Raw genomic sequence first — 2,138 nt, forward strand, 5'->3', positions numbered from 1 at the left:
CAGCCGGGTCCGGGCGATGAAGCCGGGAACCGCGCCCGCGGGCGACATCCAGCCGCCGGCCCTCAGCACGCCGCCCAGCCGGCGCGCCACCGTCGCGGGATCGAACCCCTCGCCCGGCGCCGCGATCACCCCGTGATAGTCGGTCAGTGGCGCGCCCAGCGGCTGGATCAGCCGCCCGCGCCGCTGGAAGGGAAAGAAGCCGATCGCCGTCCCGGCGCGTCGGAAAACGGCCAGCGCGGCGCCCGGCGCGGCCGCCGCCGCGAGCGCGTAGCGGGGATCGAGATAGGGGTGGTCCAGCCCGGGCTCCGTCGCCCGAAGCCGGTCCCAGGCGGCCCGATCCTCCGGACGCAGCGCATCCGGCCGGATGATTTCGATTTCCATGGCCTCGTTCATCCGTCCCGGTCCGGCTCTGTTCGTGGCCCGCAGTCTGCCTCAACCGCCGTTGCGGTACGGTTTAGAGGATTGGTGAACGAGTTGCTGCGGAGCCGTCGGCGCGCGCGGGCGTTGCCGTTGCGTCAGTCCCGTTCTTGATCGGAGCCTCCCATGTCCCCCTCGCCCCCGGCCGGCCGCCAGCCCGGACGCCAGAACGAATACGAGGAACAGCGCACCCCGTCGCACGAGGGCGAACCGCCCCGGCCCGCCCAGGAGCCGCCGGGCTCCGAGGGCAGCAGCAACAGCGGCGAGACCGTCACCAATCCCGCCACCGGAGAACCGAACGTCTGACGTCCGGCGCCGCCCGTTCCCCGGTCCGGGAACAACGCCGGGCGGAACAGCCGGCGCTGTCCGGGGTTGGACTGGCTCCCCCTGTCCGGAGCCTGCCCATGATCGTTCGCCGTCCCCTCCGTTTCGCCCTGCTCGCCGCCCTGCTCCCGCTGACCGCCGCCGCCTGCGGCCGTGACGCCCGCGAGCCCCGCGCCGTGGAAGCCCCCGATCCGGGCGCCGAAGCGGCCTCGCGGCTGCGCCAGTCGATCGAGACCGCGACCTTCACCCCGCCCGCGCCCGCGCCCTCCGCGCCCGCCGCCGAAGGGGTGGCTGCGAAGGGAAAGACGGCGGGCGATCAGCCCGGCGAGGACGCGACGGCGCCTCGCGGCGGCGCGGTGAGCGACGCCCTGCCCGGGGACGTCCGGCCGGAGCCCGCCCTGGTCCGGGCCCAGATCCTGCTCGACCGGACCCGCTTCTCCCCCGGGATCGTCGACGGGCTCGGCGGCGAGAACACCCGCCAGGCCATCGCCGCCTTCGAAAAGGCCCACGACCTGCCGGTCGACGGCGAACTGGACGCCGCGGTGTTCGAGCGGTTGGCCTCCGGCGACGGCCGCCGGGTCCTGACCGACTACACGATCACCGAGGCCGACGTGGCCGGCCCCTTCATCGGCGCCGTCCCCGAGGACATCGAGGCCATGGCCCGGCTCGAGACGGTCGGCTACGCCGACGCCCGCGAGGCCCTGGCCGAGAAATTCCACATGAGCGAGGCGCTGCTGGACGCCCTCAACCCGGGCGTCGACTTCGGCCGCGCCGGCCAGACCATCGTCGTGGCCGCCAACGGTCCGGACGCGTTGCAGGGCGAGGTGGCCCGGATCGTCGTCGACAAGGCCGAGAGCTCGGTGCGCGCCTTCGACGCCGACGGCCAGCTGCTGGCCTTCTATCCCGCCACCATCGGCAGCGGCGAGACGCCCTCCCCCTCCGGGACCCACACCGTGCGGGCGATCGCGCCCCGGCCCAACTACACCTACGATCCGTCGCGGGTCAGCTACGGCGAGGGGGGCAGCAAGGTCGTGGTGCCCCCGGGCCCGAACAATCCGGTCGGCGCGGTCTGGATCGACCTGTCGCGCGACACCTACGGCATCCACGGAACCGCGGATCCGGCCGAGATCGGCAAGACCGCCTCCAGCGGCTGCGTGCGCCTGACCAACTGGGACGTCGAACAACTCGCCGGCGCGGTGAAGCCGGGGGTGGAGGTGCGGTTCACCTAGCGACCGCCCGCAACGCGCGGCGGAAGCGGACGGCAAAACGGCCCCCGGATCGCTCCGGGGGCCGTTCTGTATTCAGGTCAGATGACCGAACTTACTCGGTGATCTTCGACACCACGCCGGCGCCGACGGTGCGGCCGCCTTCGCGGATGGCGAAGCGCAGGCCCTGGT

Annotated in this window: 3 protein-coding genes and 1 pseudogene; 2 read left to right on the top strand and 2 right to left on the bottom strand. The window is 73.6% G+C overall.

Annotated elements, in window-relative coordinates:
• Positions 1 to 381 (bottom strand): annotated as a pseudogene (locus RDU12_RS15060) (hypothetical protein); the annotation flags it as partial.
• A 162-nt stretch (positions 382 to 543) separates the two neighbouring features.
• Between RDU12_RS15060 and RDU12_RS15065 the strand changes: the two are divergent.
• Positions 544 to 723, top strand: coding sequence for a hypothetical protein (locus RDU12_RS15065; protein WP_308685449.1), 180 nt, complete (start codon positions 544 to 546; stop codon positions 721 to 723).
• A gap of 98 nt (positions 724 to 821) precedes the next feature.
• Positions 822 to 1,970, top strand: a complete 1,149-nt coding sequence (locus RDU12_RS15070) for a L,D-transpeptidase (protein WP_308685450.1) — start codon at positions 822 to 824, stop codon at positions 1,968 to 1,970.
• 91 nt (positions 1,971 to 2,061) lie between these two features.
• Here the strand turns inward: RDU12_RS15070 and RDU12_RS15075 are convergent.
• A partial coding sequence (locus tag RDU12_RS15075; protein WP_203238105.1) for a hypothetical protein occupies positions 2,062 to 2,138 on the bottom strand: 77 nt, incomplete at its 5' end.

The organism is Brevundimonas sp. (assembly GCF_031082345.1).
In the GTDB taxonomy this organism is placed as follows: domain Bacteria; phylum Pseudomonadota; class Alphaproteobacteria; order Caulobacterales; family Caulobacteraceae; genus Brevundimonas.

Bases quoted from the DNA above. Each gene is read 5' to 3' on its own strand.
- RDU12_RS15065 (WP_308685449.1), top strand. From the start codon at position 544: ATGTCCCCCTCGCCCCCGGCCGGCCGCCAGCCCGGACGCCAGAACGAA.
- RDU12_RS15070 (WP_308685450.1), top strand. From the start codon at position 822: ATGATCGTTCGCCGTCCCCTCCGTTTCGCCCTGCTCGCCGCCCTGCTC.